Source organism: Exiguobacterium sp. FD-YE-25-4 (genome assembly GCF_057004685.1).
Map to the genome: position 1 here is coordinate 1242831 of NZ_CM168041.1, position 17498 is coordinate 1260328.

Consider the following 17498-nt stretch of genomic DNA (forward strand, 5'->3'; position numbering starts at 1 on the left):
GGTATACCAAAAAGCTGTGTGGGGACCCTTTTACTGAGAGGGTCCCTCTTTCATACAATCAGGAGGATAGAGTATGTTTAAATGGGTGAATCCTAAAACGAAGACCGAGGCGGAACTGAGCATCCCCGAACACGTCGCCATCATTATGGACGGCAACGGCCGTTGGGCGAAAAAGCGTGGACTCCCTCGCATCATGGGTCACCGGGAAGGGATGAAATCGGTCCGGGAAGCGGTTCGCACCGCCCAAGAACTCGGGATCCGTTCGTTGACGCTCTATGCGTTCTCGACGGAGAACTGGACGCGTCCGGAAGAAGAAGTCAACTTCTTGATGAAATTGCCGAAACAATTTTTAGAGACGGACTTAAAAGAACTGGACGAACAAAACGTTCGCATCCTCGTCGCAGGTGATGTGTCAAAATTACCGCGCGGCACGCGGGATGCAGTCGATGAGGCTCGTACGCGCACGGCGACGAACACAGGTCTGGATCTCGTCTTTGCCTTAAACTATGGTGGCCGCGACGAGCTCGTACAAGCGATGCGCCATATCGCCAGCGATGTAGCGGCAGGGAAGATCCAACCGGACGACATCGATGACGCTATGATCGGACATCGTCTCATGACAAATATGCAAGACGTCGATTTGATTATCCGGACGAGCGGGGAACAGCGTCTCTCGAACTTCTTGCTCTGGCAAGGGGCGTACGCTGAACTCCATTTCACAGACGTGTTATGGCCTGAGTTCAAACGAGACCACTTCGTCGAGGCGATCGAAGCGTATAACGCGCGGACGCGCCGGTTTGGTGGGGTGTGACATGAAAACTCGAATTATTACCGGTCTTTGGGCCGGTGCCATTTTTGTCAGCTTGATCGCCCTCGGCGGCAGTCCGTTCGTCATCTTGATGGGTGTGCTCGCCTTGATTGGACTGAGCGAGTTCACGATGATGCGCAATCACAAGTTGACGGCGTTTCCGTTCCTTGTGACGTCGCTCCTTGTAGCCTTCCCGTTCGTATTGATGTTGCTTGAGCGACAGCTTGTCATGGGCGAGATGCCGATGTCGACGAATCAATGGATGGTGCTCGGTTTAATGCTCCTCCTGTTTTGGACGGTCGTCACAAAAAACCGTTTCACGTATGAAGACGCGAGTTTTTATTTTGTATCTGCTGTCTATCTCGTCATCGGTTTCTCTAGTTTTGCGCTCGTCCGTCTTTCGGAGGATGGGCTCGTCAAAGTACTTCTCGTCCTGTTCATGATTTGGGCGACCGACTCGGGTGCTTACTTCACGGGCAAAGCAATCGGTAAGACAAAACTGTGGCCCTCAATCAGTCCGAACAAGACGATTGAAGGGGCGGTCGGTGGGATCATCTCGTCTATCGTCGTCGGTCTCGTCTACGTCCTCGTCGAACCGGTGTTGCCGATTCTCGAAGTATTGGTGCTCGCGGTCGTCGTATCCGTCGTCGGGCAACTCGGGGACTTGGTGCAGTCGGCGTATAAACGTCAATTCAACGTAAAAGATTCGGGTCATCTGTTACCGGGACACGGTGGCATTTTGGACCGCTTTGATAGTATGATCGCGGTATTCACCGTCATCTGGGTATTTAATTTGTTATAAAGGAGTGTCAAGATGAAGCGAATCAGCTTAATCGGGGCGACTGGTTCGATTGGCGTACAGACATGTGACGTCATCGAACAGCACCCCGACTTGTTTGAACTTGAGGCCTATGCCTTCGGAACGAATGTAGATGTAGCCGAGGAATGGATCAACCGCCTGCGGCCGAAATACGTGTCCGCCAAAGACATCGAAGTGCTCGAACAACTCAAACCACGACTTACATACGAACCACTCTTTTTTATCGGACTTGAAGGGTTGATCGAATGTGCGACCGCAGAGCGGGCTGACATCGTCGTCACAGCCGTCGTCGGGGCTGTCGGTCTTGAGCCGACGCTCGCTGCCATCGAGGCAGGTAAAGACATCGCTTTGGCGAACAAGGAGACGCTCGTCACGGCGGGCCATCTCGTCACGGCAGCCGTCAAGAAGCATGGGGTCAGCCTGATTCCAGTCGATAGTGAACATTCAGCCATCTATCAATGTTTGAACGGTGAACGCCGAGAGGACGTCTCGAAAATCATCTTAACGGCATCAGGCGGGAGTTTCCGTGACAAGTCGCGGGATGAATTAGACGGCGTGACCGTCGCAGAGGCGCTCGCACATCCAAACTGGTCGATGGGGGCGAAAATCACGATCGATTCGGCGACGATGTTCAATAAAGGACTCGAAGTCATCGAAGCGCACTGGTTGTTCGATATCGATTATAATGATATTGAAGTGGTGCTACATCGTGAGTCCATCATCCACTCGATGGTCGAATTCAAAGACGCCGCCGTCATGGCGCAGCTTGGAAATCCGGATATGCGGGGACCGATCCTCTATGCGCTCTCAGGCCCGAAACGTCTTGAAATCGACGGGAACAAGCGGTTAAACTTGAGAGAAATCGGAACGCTTCACTTCGCAGAAGCCGACTTGACGCGTTATCCGGCCTTACGCCTCGCGTATGAGGCCGGGCGCGCCGGTGGTTCGATGCCGACGGTGCTTAATGCGGCCAACGAGGCGGCTGTCGAGCTGTTCTTGAACGGGGAGATCGCTTTCCTCGATATCGAACGGATCGTTGAACAAGCGATGGAGACACATACGGTAATTGCAGAACCGACGCTCGAACAGATCCTTCAAGTCGACCGAGCGGTTCGAGAACAAATTCAGCAAGGAAAGTGAAGGTGGGGAATAGACAATGACGACTTTTATCGCCATCGTTTTGATGTTTGGGGTACTCATATCGGTTCATGAATGGGGACACCTCGTCATGGCGAAACGGGCAGGGATTCTCTGTCATGAATTTGCAATCGGGTTTGGACCGAAAATCCTCTCGTTCAGAAAGAATGAGACGCTGTATACGATTCGCTTATTGCCAATCGGTGGGTATGTCAAAATGGCAGGAGAAGATTTTGAGCCGATCGAAGTGAAAGCCGGTCAACACGTCGGGTTACGCCTGACGAACGCCGGCACGGTCGATCGTGTCTACTTCCAGCCGGACCAGGCAAAAGACGTGCACATCGTCGGGACGGTCGACAAGTTCGATTCGATTCGCGAATTGAAGATCCAGTTACTCGTCGATGATGAGGTCCGTGTCTATTCACTTGAACGGGACACGCTTCTCGTCGACCAAGGCATGGAAATTCAAATTGCCCCATACGACCGCACGTTCGGAGCTCAATCGGTATGGAAACGTGTGCTCGCGATTGCAGCCGGCCCAGCGATGAACTTCGTCCTTGCCTTCATCTTGCTTGTCATCGTCGGTCTCGTCCAAGGGACGCCAACGGACGATGGACGAATCGGTACGGTGCAGCCAGATTCGGCTGCAGATCAAGCAGGTCTCATGGCGGGAGATGAAATTGTCTCCATCGAAGGCGAGACGATTGATGACTGGCTCGACCTTCGGACTGTGCTTGCCGACCGGGCTGACACGCCAACCGAAGTGACGTATATTCGAGATAATGCAGAACAAACGGTGACGCTCACGCCGCAAGCGGTCGAACAAAACGGCGAGACGGTCGGGATATTGGGCGTGACGAACGCGCTCGAGCGTTCACCGACGAAAGCCTTCACGACTGGGGCTGAGACGACGTGGACGATGTCGACGCTCATCTTTTCCGCGGTCGGTGATTTGGTTACCGGTCAAGTCGGCGTCGACCAATTGGCCGGACCGGTCGGGATTGTCCGCATGACCGATGAAGTGGCGGCGAGCGGGCTCATCATGCTCCTCAACTGGACGGCACTTTTATCAGTCAACTTGGCCATCTTTAACTTGTTGCCGCTCCCGGCACTCGATGGAGGACGACTCATCTTCCTCTTGTTCGAAGCGGTGCGCGGACGGCCGATCGATCCGAAAAAGGAAGGATTCGTCCACTTTATCGGGTTCGCTTTGCTCATGCTCCTCATGTTGATCGTCACGTGGAATGATATTCAATCATTCTTTAAATAATAAAAGTAAGATCTAATCGGGTTATAGAAGGGAAACGTTGATACCTATGAAACAATCGAGACTGTTCATGCCTACGCTTCGAGAAGTGCCGGCCGACGCAGAAGCCGTCAGCCATCAACTCCTCGTCCGCGGGGGCTTCATGCGCCAAAACGCCGCTGGAATTTATTCGTATCTTCCACTCGGCCACCGCGTGTTACAAAAGATTCAAACGATCATCCGCGAAGAGATGAACCGGGCCGGTGCCCAAGAATTGCTCATGCCAGCGATTCAACCGGCGGAACTGTGGGAAGAGACGGGTCGCTGGGGTATTTATGGTCCTGAACTTATGCGATTGACCGATCGTCACGATCGTCGCTTCGCCCTCGGTGCGACGCACGAGGAACTCATCACGTCGATCGTGCGCGATGAACTCAACTCCTACAAAAAATTACCGGTCAACTTATATCAGATTCAAACGAAATATCGCGACGAGCGTCGTCCACGTTTCGGACTGCTCCGGGGTCGTGAGTTCTTGATGAAAGATTCGTATTCGTTCCACGCCACACAAGATGACTTGGACGACGAATACAAGAACATGTATAACGCCTATTCCAACATCTTTGACCGCATCGGTTTAAAATATCGCCCGGTCGTAGCTGACTCGGGTGCCATCGGCGGGAAAGACACGCACGAATTCCAAGCGCTTGCCGATATCGGGGAAGACACGATCGTCTACACGGACACGTCGAACTACGCCGCCAATATCGAGATGGCAGAAACGCTCGACCGCTATGACATGCAAGCGGCCGAAGTGCTTGCCCTCGACAAGGTCGACACGAAAGACAATAAGACGATTGAAGATGTGGCGCGCTTCTTGAACGTCGACACGAAGACGACGATCAAGTCGGTCCTCTTCAACGTCGATGGCGAGACGGTCATGGCCATCGTTCGAGGTGATCACGAGGCGAACGACGTCAAAGTGAAGAACGCCCTCGGCGGACTCGACATCCAAATGGAAGAAGAAGCGACGATCATCGACTTGTTCGGCTGTGAGCCGGGCACGCTCGGACCGATTCATGCACCGGTCAAAGTCGTGGCCGATTACGCCGTCAAATATTTGGTCGACGCGGTATGTGGCGCCAACGAGGCGAACACCCATTATACGCACGTCAACGCCGAACGCGACTTGTCGCATTTGATGTATCATGACCTCCGTTTCGTCGTCGAAGGCGACATGGCACCTGACGAGTCGGGTCCGGTCCGCTTCGCTCGCGGGATTGAAGTCGGGCAAGTGTTCAAGCTCGGCACGCGCTATTCAGAAGCGATGGGTGCGACGTTCTTGAACGAAGAAGGTCGGGCCGAACCGCTCATTATGGGTTGCTACGGCATCGGCGTCTCACGCACATTGTCGGCCGTCATCGAGCAACATCATGACGATCGCGGTATCGTTTGGCCGAAGAGCGTCGCTCCGTTCGATGTGCACTTGATTGCCATCAACACGAAAGACGAAGCGCAAGTCGAACTCGCGAACCGTTTATATGATGAGCTGTCATCGACGTACGATGTGTTGTATGATGACCGTAAAGAACGGGCTGGCGTCAAGTTCGCCGATGCTGATTTGATCGGTCTTCCGATTCGTATCAACGTCGGGAAAAAAGCGAGCGAAGGTATCGTCGAAGTGAAAGTACGTGCCACTGGCGAAGTCCTTGAGACGACGGTAGATGAGTTGCCACGTGTGATCACGGCGCAACTGAACGAGGCAAAATGATAGATGAAGGTGACGGTTTCTTGCCGTCACCTTCATTTTTCGACATCGAATGATAAAAGGGGGGACTTCTTACCCGTGGAAGCTAATCAAAAAATGCAATTGCTCTTGACCGATCTCGGCATCACGACCGAGACGGAACAATTCGACGATGCGGAATTGACGCGACTTGTCGTCAACAAGCAGCGCCGGACGTGGACGTTTTATTTCCAGTTGCAGCGCGTGTTGCCGTACGAGGTGTATCAACTGTTCATGAGCCGAATCGAGAGCCGGTACGCGACGTTCGCTGACGAGGTGTACGCGCGTTTCACGACGACCTCAGGCGGTGCCGAACAGGATTATATCGACTATTGGCCGCGTATTGTCAGTGAACTCAGCCAAGTGTCGGGTGCGATGCGCAGTTATTTCGCATCGGTCTCACCGCGCTTTGAGCAGAACAAATTGCTCATCCCGGTGCGCTCGGCCCCTGAGGCGAACTATGTCGATAAAGAGTTATGCCAAGAAGTCCAAGCGCTCTATAGCGCCTATGGCTTTATGAAGAAACCTTGCCAAGCGCTGTTCTCGGAGAATGAAGAAGCAAACCAAGCGCTCCGCGAACAAGTCGTGCAAGAAGATTTGGAACAAGCGAAGCTCGCCCTCGCAGCGCAATTCGCGAAGGCGACCGAGACGAACGACGAACCGGTCACCGAGGTACGGATGGGCGCCTTGATCAAAGACGAGATCGTCCCGATCAAGACGATCATCGAAGAAGAACGACGCGTCGCCATCCGAGGCCTCGTCTTCTCGGCCGAACGGAAAGAACTGAAGAGCGGGAAGAAACTGTTCACGTTCAAGATGACAGACTATACCGATTCACTCATCGTCAAAGTGTTCGCACGCGATGACGATGATGACCGGATGCTCAGCGCCGTCAAAAAAGGCATGTGGATCCAAGCGGCCGGCCGGGTCGAGGATGACAGCTTCATGCGCGAACTGTGCATGATGGCATCGCAACTGCAAGAAGTGAAAGTCGAACCGGCCCGTGACGAGTGGGCCGGTGAGAAACGCGTCGAATTACACGCGCATACGCAAATGAGCCAGATGGACGCGGTCACGAACGTGTCGGCGCTCGTCGCCCGGGCGGCCAAATGGGGCCATCGCGCCATCGCCATCACCGATCACGCCGGCGTCCAGTCGTTCCCGGAAGCCTATTACGCCGGGAAAAAGAATGACATCAAAGTGCTGTTCGGGGTCGAGGCGAACGTCGTCAATGACGGCGTGCCGGTCGCGTATCACCCGACCGATGTCCCGCTCGATGATGCGACGTATGTCGTCTTCGACGTCGAGACGACCGGACTTTCGGCCGTCTACAACAAAATCATCGAACTTGCCGGGGTCAAAATTAAAGACGGTGAAATCATCGACCGGTTCGAGGCGTTCGCCGATCCGAAACATCCGCTCTCGGCTACGACAATCGAGCTGACGGGCATCACGGACGACATGGTCCATGGCCAGCCCGATCCCGAAGTCATCGCCAAACAGTTCGTCGATTGGTGCGGGGACGGCATCCTCGTCGCCCATAACGCATCGTTCGATATGGGCTTCTTAGAAGCGACGCTTCGGAGCGGGGGGCACGAGCCGGATGACTATCCCGTCATCGACACGCTCGAACTCGCCCGGACGATTTTACCGACGCTCAAAAACCACCGCCTCAACACGCTCGCGAAGCGATTCGATATCGAGTTGACCCAGCATCACCGGGCCATCTATGATGCGGAGGCGACGGCGTACTTGCTCATGAAACTGCTCGAACTCGCCAAACAGATGTTTGAGATGCAGACGCATCGCTCACTGAACGCGAAAGTCGGAAGCGACGTCTCGAAAATCCGTCCGTTCCATGCGACGATTTATGCGAAAACGAAAAAACCGGGACTTCGTCACTTATACGAACTAATCTCGTTGTCCCACATCGATTACTTGTTCCGGATGGCACGCATGCCGCGCTCGGAAATCGTGAAGCGCCGTGAAGGACTCCTCATCGGTTCGGCGTGTGACAACGGTGAAATTTTTGACGCCGCCCTGAACAAGTCAGACGAAGAGCTTGAGAAGATGATGGCGTTCTACGACTTCATCGAGATTCATCCCCCGGCGCTCTATATGCATTTGATCGATAAAGAGATCGTCGCCAACGAGCTCGAGTTACGGGAAATCATTAAGCGGATCATTCGCGTCGCCGGACAGGCCGGCCTGCCGGTATGTGCGACCGGAAACGTTCATTACCTTGACCGGACAGACCGCTCGTACCGAGAGATCTTGATTCGGACGCAAGGTGGTGCCAACTTCATCAACACGCGGAAAGAACTCCCGCACGCCCATTTCCGGACGACGAAAGAGATGATGGAAGAGTTCAAGTTCCTCGGGGACGAACTCGCCCGCGAAATCGTCATCACGAACCCGAATGCGATCGCCGATCAAATCGAGTCGATTCAAATCATTCCGGACGATTTGTACACGCCGAAGATTGAAGGCGCAGACGATGAGGTCCGGAACATGAGTTACGACATGGCCCGTTCGATTTACGGAGAACAACTGCCGGAAATCGTCGAGGCCCGGCTCGAGAAAGAGCTGAAATCGATTATCGGACACGGCTTTGCGGTCATCTATTTGATTTCGCATAAGCTCGTTAAGAAATCACTCGACGACGGCTATCTCGTCGGTTCACGTGGTTCGGTCGGCTCGAGTTTCGTTGCGACGATGACCGAAATCACCGAGGTCAACCCGTTGCCGCCGCATTACGTCTGTCCGAAGTGTCAACATTCCCACTTCTTCGACGACGGATCGGTCGGGTCCGGGTATGACCTTCCCGACAAGCAATGTCCGGAGTGTGGGACTTGGTATACGAAGGACGGGCACGATATCCCGTTCGAGACGTTCCTTGGGTTCAAAGGGGACAAAGTACCGGATATCGATTTGAACTTCTCGGGTGAATATCAACCACACGCCCACGCCTATACGAAAGTATTGTTCGGTGAAGAGTATGTGTACCGAGCGGGGACGATTGGGACGATTGCCGATAAGACGGCATATGGATATGTGAAAGGTTATGCGACCGAGAACGATAAGATTTATCGGAACGCCGAAGTCGATCGGCTCGTCTCGGGCGTCACCGGCGTCAAACGGACGTCGGGACAACACCCGGGGGGGATCATCGTCGTCCCGGATTATATGGACATCGCCGAAATTTCGCCGATCCAATATCCGGCCGATGATAAGTCATCCGAGTGGAAAACGACCCACTTTGACTTCCACTCGATTCATGACAACTTGCTCAAACTCGATATTCTCGGTCACGATGACCCGACCGCGATCCGCATGCTGCAAGATTTATCGGGCATTGATCCGAAGACGATTCCGACAGACGATCCGACGGTCATGAAAATCTTTTCATCGCCGGAAGTACTCGGTGTCACGCCGGAGCAAATCGAATCGAAGACGGGTACGCTAGGGATTCCAGAGTTCGGGACGAAGTTCGTCCGGCAGATGCTCGAAGAGACGAAACCGTCGACGTTCTCCGAACTCGTTCAAATTTCGGGACTGTCTCACGGGACAGATGTCTGGATTGGGAACGCCAACGAGCTCATCTATAATGGGACGTGCGAACTGAAAGACGTCATCGGGTGTCGTGATGACATCATGGTCTACTTGATTTATGCGGGCCTCGAACCGTCATTCGCCTTCAAAATCATGGAGTCGGTACGGAAAGGGAAAGGCTTGTCGGAAGACATGGAGACGGAGATGCGGGCCAACGATGTCCCGGAATGGTACATCTCGTCTTGTAAGAAGATCAAGTATATGTTCCCGAAAGCGCACGCCACGGCGTACGTGCTCATGGCCGTCCGGATTGCCTACTTCAAAGTGCATCATCCGATTCTGTATTACGCGACGTACTTCACGGTCCGGGCCGGCGACTTCGATTTGTCGGCCATGATCAAAGGGTCACAGGCCGTGCGTAAAGCGATGTCGGATATCCGTGAAAAAGGATTTGAAGCCACGGCGAAAGACAAAGGGCTTCACACCGTGCTCGAGCTCGCACTCGAGATGTTAGAGCGCGGCATGAAGTTCCAGAACATCGATTTGTACCGTTCGAGCGCGACCGAGTTCTTGATTGAAGGGAACACGCTCATCCCGCCGTTCAATGCCGTCGATGGTCTCGGTACGAACGCGGCGAAAGCCATTGTCGAGGCGCGCGCCGAAGGACAGTTTTTATCGAAAGAAGACTTGCGCAAACGGGCCAAGTTGTCGAAGACGATCGTCGAGACGCTCGATACGATGAAATGTCTCGAAGGCCTCCCGGATGAGAACCAACTCTCGTTCTTTGATTTTGGGGTGTAAGTTGCGAAAAACCGGGAAAATATGATATATTGGTATCGAACAATGTTGGATACTACGACGGAAAGGAGTAGGGAACCCTACTCCTTTCTTGTATGTAAAAGCCAGAAGGAGGGATGAGAGTGTCCAAAATAACAGAAGTCGTCGAAGCGATCGCGTTGCCGATCGTGGAGCGTGAGAACATGGAATTGGTCGATGTCGAATTCGTGAAAGAAGGGCCAGATTGGTTCTTGCGCGTCTATATCGACAAGCCGGGGGGCGTCGATTTAGATGATTGCGTCAACATCAACGAACAACTCTCGGAAAAACTAAACGATAGCGATCCGATCGAACAAGCCTATTATCTTGACGTCTCGAGTCCCGGTGCCGAGCGACCACTGAAAAAGCCGACCGACTTTGAACGTGCGATTGGGAAGAACGTCTATATCAAGACGTTTGCCCCGATTGAAGGTGCCAAAGAGTTCGAAGGCATTTTGACGGAATATGACGGCGAGACCGCCGTCGTCGAGACGCGCATCAAGACAAGAAAAAAAGCGATATCGCTACCGGTAGACAAAATTGCACAAGCCCGCCTAGCGGTCACGTTTAGTTAAGGAGAGGTAAAGATGGGGCCACAATTACTCACAACAATCGAACAGATTGCTAACGAAAAAGGAATCGAGAAAGAGATTATCATCGATGCGCTCGAGCAGGCGCTCATTTCGGCATATCGTCGAAACGTCGCCAACCCGAATGAAAACGTAAAAGTTGAATTCGACCAAGTGACTGGTGATATTCGTGTCTTCGCACTTCTCGAAGTCGTTGAACGTCTCTCGCATCCCGAGCAACAATTATCGCTCGAAGAAGCGCATGAGATTGACCCGAACTACGAGTTAGGGGACTTCCATAAAGAAGAAGTCACACCGAGCGACTTCGGTCGCGTCGCGGCGATGACAGCCAAACAAGTCGTCACGCAAAAGATGCGGGAAGCCGAGCGCGAGCGCATTTATAACCACTTCGTCGATAAAGAAGACGAGATCATGACGGGGATTGTGGAACGGTTCGACCCACGCAACTTGTATATCGGTCTTGAAAACAATATCGAAGCGGTGCTCACACCGAACGAACAGATGCCGAATGAATCGTACCAGATTCATGACCGTATCAAAGTTTACGTGACGAAAGTCGATTCGACGACGAAAGGTTCTGGCGCAGCCATTCAAGTCTCGCGGACGCATCCAGGTCTGTTGCGTCGTTTGTTCGAGCTCGAAGTGCCAGAAATCGCGAGCGGTACGGTCGATGTCATGTCGGTCTCACGTGAAGCGGGTGATCGTTCAAAGATTGCCGTCCATTCAGACATCGTCGATCCAGTCGGCGCTTGTGTCGGTCCGAAAGGGCAACGTGTCCAAACGATCGTCGATGAGCTCAACGGTGAGAAAATCGATATCGTTCGTTGGTCGAACGATCCGAAAGAGTTCGTGAAAAACGCACTCAGCCCGGCTCAAGTCGTTGACGTGTACGTCAATGAACCGAATAAGTCGACGACGGTCGTCGTGCCAGACTATCAATTGTCACTCGCCATCGGGAAGCGTGGTCAAAACGCCCGTCTTGCCGCTAAATTGACGGGATGGAAAATTGATATCAAGAGCGAGACGGATGCAGAAGGCATGGACTTGTATGATACGTACGCCGAAAAAGTTGAACCGGAGCCAGAAATTGTTCACAATGAAATGGAACAAACTGACTCGGTTGACGTCGCCCTCGAGCCGACAACGGTGAAAGAAGAGGAATGACCATGAAGCAAAAGAAACTTCCTTTGCGCAAATGTGTGGTCACGCAAGAAATGTTACCGAAACAAGCGTTGATTCGTGTCGTTCGGACGCCGGAAGGCGATGTCGTCATCGATACGTCCGGTAAATTGAACGGGCGTGGAGCGTATTTGTCGAAAGATGCGGATGTGATTCGTTTAGCAGAGAAAAAACGGACACTCGATCATCATTTAAAAGTCAAGACGAGTGACACGCTTTATGAGCAGCTGCTTCAAGCTGTTGCAGGAGCCGAATCATGAGTCAGTGGGAATCATTGTTAGGCCTCGCCGCACGGGCGAGGAAAGTAACGATGGGAGAAGAGTTTGTGTTGAAGGATGTGCGAGCTGGCCGAGCCAAACTCGTCATCCTTGCCGGAGACGCTGGAGCGTCTACGAGAAAACGGGTTACCGACAAATGTACATCGTATGGTGTTCCATTGATTGAAGTGAGCGACCGATATACGATCGGGGCTGCTTTAGGTAAAGACATGCGAGTCGTCGTGTCTGTGACAGAATCCGGATTTGCGAACAAGCTTAAGCAACTTCTCTCTTAACTATTAACGGAGGTGGATGCTTTGGGAAAACGCGTCTATGAATTTGCAAAAGAACAGAATGTAACAAGTAAACAAGTCATTACTCAGCTCGAGAAAATGAACAAGCCAGTGAAAAACCACATGGCTGTCTTAGATGAGGAATCGGTCAAGCAACTCGATCGTGTCTTCAACCCTGAGAAATACCGCTCGGCTGACAAGCAAGAAAAACCAGCTGCAACGAAACCAGCTGAAACGAAGTCTGCCGAGTCAAAACCGGCTGACGCGAAACCTGCTGCCAAGCAAGAAGCACCGAAAGCACGCCCACAAGCGTCTGGCGGTCAAAGCAACCAAGCGGGCAACCGTGGTGGCAACCGCTTCGGCAACAACCGCAACGACAACCGCAACAAGAAACGCGGTGGTAAATTCAAAGGCAAACCTGCGAAAGCAGCCGTGCCCTTGGAAGCGGATCCGAATTCGAAAACGAGTCAACGTAAAGCAGCTCGTTTAGCGCAAGAGTCTGAAATGGGCAACGTCATCAAGTACGATGATGTCCTCAGCGTATCGGACCTCGCTGCGAAGATGGATAAAAAGCCAAACGAGATTATCATGAAGTTGATGGGTCTTGGTGTCATGGCGACGATCAACCAAACGCTTGATGACGAGACGATTGAGTTGCTTGCAACTGAATTCGGTTACGAAGTTGAGAAAGAAGTACTCATCGATGAGACAGACTTTGAAGAAGTGGAAATCGACTTCTCTGAGTACGAGCTTGTTGAGCGTCCTGCTGTCGTCACAATCATGGGTCACGTCGACCATGGTAAGACAACACTTCTTGACTCGATCCGCAACACGAAAGTCGTTGCTGGTGAAGCCGGCGGAATCACGCAGCACATCGGTGCTTATCAAGTTGAAGTCAACGATAAAAAGATCACGTTCCTCGACACACCAGGTCACGCCGCCTTTACGACGATGCGTGCCCGTGGAGCCGAAGTGACAGATATCGCGATTATCGTTGTCGCAGCGGATGACGGCGTGATGCCACAGACAGAAGAAGCCATTTCACATGCGAAAGCGGCAAACGTGCCGATCATCGTCGCCGTGAACAAAATGGATAAAGAAGGCGCAAACCCTGACCGCGTCAAACAAGAATTGACAGAGTTCGGTCTCGTACCGGAAGAGTGGGGCGGCGAAACGATTTTCGTACCGATCTCAGCTTTGAAAGACGAGGGGATCGATGAGTTGCTCGAGATGATCTTACTCGTATCAGAAGTCGAAGAGTACAAGTCGACGCCTGAAATGCCAGCTCGCGGTTCGGTCATCGAAGCGAAGCTCGATAAAGGCCGCGGTCCTGTCGCCACGCTTCTCGTTCAACACGGGACACTCCGGATTGGTGACTCAATCGTCGTCGGCAGCACGTTCGGACGCGTCCGGGCCATGGTCAACGATATCGGTCGTCGTGTGAAAGAAGTCGGTCCATCGACGCCAATCGAGATCACAGGATTGAACGATGTCCCACAAGCCGGGGATCAGTTCATCGTGTTCGAAGATGAGAAAAAAGCACGTGCAATCGGAGAAAAACGTTACCAACGTTACCTCGAATCACAGCGTCGCGAATCGGCTAAAGTTAGTCTTGATGACTTGTTCAGCCGCATTCAAGAAGGCGAAGTCAAAGATTTGAACGTCATCATCAAAGCAGACGTTCAAGGTTCGGCTGAAGCACTCGCTGGTTCACTCCGCAAAATCGACGTCGCAGGCGTTAAAATCAACATCGTCCACCAAGGTGTCGGTGCAATCACAGAAGGTGACGTCATTCTCGCTTCGGCGGCAAATGCGATCATCATCGGATTCAACGTTCGCCCAGATGGTAACGCCCGGTCGATGGCCGAGCAAGAGCATGTTGAAATGCGTCTGCACCGCATCATCTATAACGCGATCGATGAAATCGAGAGCGCGATGAAAGGGATGCTCGACCCTGAGTTCGTTGAAGAAATCACAGGACAAGTTGAAGTCCGTGACGTCTTTAAAGTCTCGAAAGTCGGTACGATTGCCGGCTGTTACGTCACAGAAGGTAAAATCTCACGCGACGCCGGCGTCCGCATCATCCGTAACGGGATTGTTGTGTACGAAGGAAAACTCGATACGCTCCGCCGCTTCAAAGACGACGTCAAAGAAGTCGCGACAGGTTACGAGTGTGGGATTAAAGTAGAGAAGTTCGACGACATCAAAGTGGAGGACGTTATCGAAGCGTTCATCATGAAAGAAGTCGAACGTAAATAAAGCGAGGAGGGAACACGTATGAACATTCGTGCCCAACGCGTCGCAGAGCAGATGCGTAAAGAGATTACAGATATCTTGCTCCGTGAAGTCAACGACCCACGTACGAAGAACGCTACAATTACAAGTGTCGATGTGACAGGAGATTTGCAGCAAGCGACAGCCTACTACACGGTGCTCGGAGACGACGCCGAAATGAAGGCTGAGACGCAAGCTGGTCTCGATAAGGCGAGCGCATTTATTCGCCGCGAGATCGGGAGCCGCATTCGTCTTCGGAAAACGCCAGAATTGTCGTTCGAATACGATTCATCGGTCGCATATGGTAGCCATATCGATTCATTGATTCGTGACTTAAATCGGAACGACCAATAAATTGAAGGGGGGACTCGCGTCTCCCCTTTTTTGATGGGAGGAATCCAGATGGAACCAACAGGTGTATTGATTTTAGATAAAGACAGCGGCATGACGAGCCACGACTGCGTGTTCAAGCTCCGTAAATTGTTCCAAACGAAGAAAGTCGGTCATACCGGCACGCTCGACCCCGAAGTGACCGGTGTCCTGCCGATCTGTCTCGGCCGGGCGACAAAGCTGTCACGTTTTCTGACCGATGAAGGCAAACGGTACGCCGCCGAGATTACAATCGGGACGGCGACGATGACCGAGGATGCCCATGGCGAGGTCGTCGAGACGCGCGAAGTCGGTCCGGAGGCGTTCACTGCTGCAGACATCGATCGCGTCCTCGAGACGTTGACAGGAAAGATTGAGCAAATCCCACCGTACTTCTCTGCCGTCAAAGTGAACGGCAAGAAATTGTACGAATACGCCCGAAAAGGTCAGACGGTGGAACGACCGCGCCGTATCGTCGAGATTCATCGCCTCGTCCGGACGAATGACCCGGTCATCGAAGACGGTGTCTGCCGTTTCCGTGTCGACGTCGAGTGTGGCAAAGGCACATTCATTCGGACGCTCGCCGTCCAAATCGGGGAGCGTCTCGGCTATCCGGCCCATATGAGCGACCTGCGGCGGACGAGGTCTGGTTCGTTCGAGGAGACGGCCGCTGTCACGTTGCAACAACTCGCCGACCTCGAGACGGTCGAGGAACGCATGAACCACCTCATCCCGCTCGAACAGGTCATCAAGCGTTGGCCTGCGATGACGATTCCAGCCAATCGGGAACGGTATATTCGCAACGGGGGTCGTTTGAACGACGTCTCGCTCGAATTTGAACTGTTTACTGTCTATAATGAAGAAGGAATTCCACTTGCCCTCTATCGACGGCTTGACGGAACAACAGACGCAACTGTCGAGGTCATGTTGACCATCGACTAAAGGGGAGATTGAAGTTATGGAAACGATCCATCTGACGTATCCGGAGACACCTGACCTGGTCCCTTCGGTCATGGTGCTCGGATTTTTCGACGGCGTCCACACCGGACATCAGGCCGTGATTCGGCATGCACAGGCGCAAGCGAAACAGCTCGATGTACCCGTGACCGTGATCACGTTCGACCCGCACCCGAAACAAGTGCTCTCAAACAAACCGGATGCGGTCCGTTATATCACACCGCTCCAGCGGAAATTGAACCGAATTGCCGGACTCGGTGTCGAACGGTGTATCGTCATCACGTTCACGAAAGAGTTGGCGAGCCTGTCACCGCAACAATTCGTGGATGACTATTTGATTGGTGCCGGTGCGGTCCACGTGACGGCAGGTTTTGACTACTCGTACGGTAAATTTGGCGAAGGGACGATGGAGACGCTGCCGTATCATGCGCGCGGTCGCTTCACGACCTCGGTCGTCGCCGAACAGACGAGTGGCGGCGAAAAAGTGTCGTCGACGCGGATTCGTCAATTGCTCGGTGCCGGTGACGTCGATGTGGCGAGCGAGTTGCTCGGTACGCCGTACGTCATCTGCGGGGAAGTCATCCACGGCGACGCCCGTGGCCGGACGATCGGTTACCCGACAGCGAACGTCGTCATGGACGCATCGTATGTCATGCCGCGTCTCGGTGTCTACGCGACGCGTGTACGGCTTCAGGACGGCCGGACGTTCGACGCGATGACGAACGTCGGGCGGCGGCCGACGTTTTATGCGACCGGGGACGTCTCGATCGAGAGCCACTTGTTCGATTTCTCAGAGGATCTATACGGGCAACTGATCGAGATCGAATGGATGCATTACTTGCGTGACGAGCGGGCGTTCGACGGACTCGACGCACTCATCGCTCAACTCAAGCAAGATGAGACAGCCGCCCGGGCAATCCTGTCTTGACTTTGAATGGGTGGTACGGTATCCTAATTTGGTACGCAAAGTACACCGCTTCGCTTGGCTGGACGATTCACCAACGACGGCTCGGCAACGCGGCAATTTTCTATTAAATGGAGGTGGAGAGGCAATGGCACTCTCAAAAGAACGTAAAAACGAAATCATCGCGGAATACGCGACAAAACAAGGTGACACTGGTTCACCGGAAGTTCAAGTTGCAGTATTGACTGAACAAATCAACACTTTGAACGATCATCTTCGTACACACAAGAAAGACCACCACTCACGTCGCGGTCTTTTGAAAATGGTTGGACGTCGCCGTAACTTGCTTACGTACCTTCGTAACAAGGACGTTACACGTTACCGTGAATTGATTCAACGCCTTGGTCTCCGTCGTTAATCCGAACGGACCATGTGACGGACTGGGACACTTGTTCCTAGTCCGTTTCTTCTTTTTTGGGAGGAAAATCATTAGACATTCATATGAATGAG

Annotated in this window: 15 protein-coding genes; all 15 read left to right on the forward strand. The window is 52.9% G+C overall.

From position 1 onward, the window contains the following. The first annotated feature begins 73 nt into the window (after positions 1 to 73). The 15 genes from AC13H5_RS06425 to rpsO all read left to right on the forward strand — a co-directional run bounded on the left by AC13H5_RS06425 (position 74) and on the right by rpsO (position 17406). The gene (locus AC13H5_RS06425; RefSeq protein ID WP_483546479.1) at positions 74 to 811 is read left to right on the forward strand and encodes an isoprenyl transferase; all 738 of its coding nucleotides are present in this window, start codon (positions 74 to 76) and stop codon (positions 809 to 811) included. A 1-nt stretch (position 812) separates the two neighbouring features. Then, a complete protein-coding gene (locus AC13H5_RS06430) occupies positions 813 to 1610 on the forward strand; it encodes a phosphatidate cytidylyltransferase (protein WP_034777254.1) in 798 nt (265 codons plus the stop codon). A 12-nt stretch (positions 1611 to 1622) separates the two neighbouring features. After that, positions 1623 to 2768 carry a 1-deoxy-D-xylulose-5-phosphate reductoisomerase gene (gene dxr, locus AC13H5_RS06435; protein WP_214752728.1) on the forward strand — a complete coding sequence of 382 codons (1146 nt, stop codon included), beginning with the start codon at positions 1623 to 1625 and terminating at the stop codon, positions 2766 to 2768. Positions 2769 to 2784: 16 nt separating this feature from the next. Continuing rightward, a complete protein-coding gene (gene rseP, locus AC13H5_RS06440) occupies positions 2785 to 4035 on the forward strand; it encodes an RIP metalloprotease RseP (RefSeq protein WP_034777270.1) in 1251 nt (416 codons plus the stop codon). Between the two features lie 46 nt (positions 4036 to 4081). Next, a complete protein-coding gene (locus AC13H5_RS06445; RefSeq protein WP_483546480.1) occupies positions 4082 to 5782 on the forward strand; it encodes a proline--tRNA ligase in 1701 nt (566 codons plus the stop codon). Between the two features lie 75 nt (positions 5783 to 5857). Beyond that, a complete protein-coding gene (locus tag AC13H5_RS06450) occupies positions 5858 to 10150 on the forward strand; it encodes a PolC-type DNA polymerase III (protein WP_214707473.1) in 4293 nt (1430 codons plus the stop codon). A gap of 119 nt (positions 10151 to 10269) precedes the next feature. After that, complete coding sequence (gene rimP / locus AC13H5_RS06455; protein ID WP_034777274.1) at positions 10270 to 10740, forward strand: ribosome maturation factor RimP; 471 nt, start codon at positions 10270 to 10272, stop codon at positions 10738 to 10740. A gap of 12 nt (positions 10741 to 10752) precedes the next feature. Further along, the gene (gene nusA, locus AC13H5_RS06460) at positions 10753 to 11919 is read left to right on the forward strand and encodes a transcription termination factor NusA (protein WP_034777276.1); all 1167 of its coding nucleotides are present in this window, start codon (positions 10753 to 10755) and stop codon (positions 11917 to 11919) included. Further along, positions 11916 to 12194: an RNase P modulator RnpM gene (gene rnpM, locus AC13H5_RS06465; protein WP_200881481.1), complete on the forward strand. Its 279-nt coding sequence runs from the start codon at positions 11916 to 11918 to the stop codon at positions 12192 to 12194. Before nusA ends, rnpM begins: the two co-directional genes overlap by 4 nt. Beyond that, positions 12191 to 12487 carry a YlxQ family RNA-binding protein gene (locus AC13H5_RS06470; RefSeq protein ID WP_021067159.1) on the forward strand — a complete coding sequence of 99 codons (297 nt, stop codon included), beginning with the start codon at positions 12191 to 12193 and terminating at the stop codon, positions 12485 to 12487. Before rnpM ends, AC13H5_RS06470 begins: the two co-directional genes overlap by 4 nt. Before the next feature lie 21 nt (positions 12488 to 12508). Continuing rightward, positions 12509 to 14743, forward strand: a complete 2235-nt coding sequence (gene infB / locus AC13H5_RS06475) for a translation initiation factor IF-2 (RefSeq protein ID WP_214710613.1) — start codon at positions 12509 to 12511, stop codon at positions 14741 to 14743. Positions 14744 to 14761: 18 nt separating this feature from the next. Next, entirely contained in the window at positions 14762 to 15112 is a 351-nt protein-coding gene (rbfA, locus tag AC13H5_RS06480; RefSeq protein ID WP_483546481.1) for a 30S ribosome-binding factor RbfA, read from the forward strand. Positions 15113 to 15160: 48 nt separating this feature from the next. Continuing rightward, positions 15161 to 16069, forward strand: a complete 909-nt coding sequence (gene truB / locus AC13H5_RS06485; RefSeq protein WP_483546482.1) for a tRNA pseudouridine(55) synthase TruB — start codon at positions 15161 to 15163, stop codon at positions 16067 to 16069. Between the two features lie 16 nt (positions 16070 to 16085). Then, entirely contained in the window at positions 16086 to 17012 is a 927-nt protein-coding gene (locus AC13H5_RS06490) for a bifunctional riboflavin kinase/FAD synthetase (RefSeq protein ID WP_034777286.1), read from the forward strand. A gap of 124 nt (positions 17013 to 17136) precedes the next feature. Then, positions 17137 to 17406 carry a 30S ribosomal protein S15 gene (gene rpsO / locus AC13H5_RS06495; protein WP_015881433.1) on the forward strand — a complete coding sequence of 90 codons (270 nt, stop codon included), beginning with the start codon at positions 17137 to 17139 and terminating at the stop codon, positions 17404 to 17406. The last annotated feature ends 92 nt before the right edge of the window (positions 17407 to 17498 follow it).